At 67.5% G+C, this 252-nt stretch carries 1 protein-coding gene; it reads left to right on the forward strand.

All coding sequences use genetic code 11. From position 1 onward, the window contains the following. Positions 1-55: 55 nt before the first annotated feature. On the forward strand, positions 56-252 hold a 197-nt coding region (locus HMPREF2883_RS15220), incomplete at its 3' end, for a hypothetical protein (RefSeq protein ID WP_218079119.1).

A 252-nucleotide genomic window follows, 5' to 3' on the forward strand; every position in this document is an offset into this window, starting at 1 on the left:
CCTGCTAACCAAGGCGAACCGCCTGTTCGACGACGTAGGTCAGAAGTTTGCCGGTATGGTGGCTATGGCTCTGGGGTACGGCTCCAAGCACGCCGACAACGCAGCTAAGGGGGCTAAGCACGCCGACGACGCAGCCGACGCCGCCAAGGGGGCTGACGGTGCCGTTCCATCTGGCAAGGGTGGCGGTGGCGGAGGGACCCCACCAGGCAAGGGCGGCGGAGGTGGCGGAGGGACTCCACCAGGCAAAGGCGG

Origin of the sequence: Actinomyces sp. HMSC075C01 (assembly GCF_001812965.1) — a bacterium.
Classification (GTDB): Bacteria; Actinomycetota; Actinomycetes; order Actinomycetales; family Actinomycetaceae; genus Actinomyces; species Actinomyces acetigenes.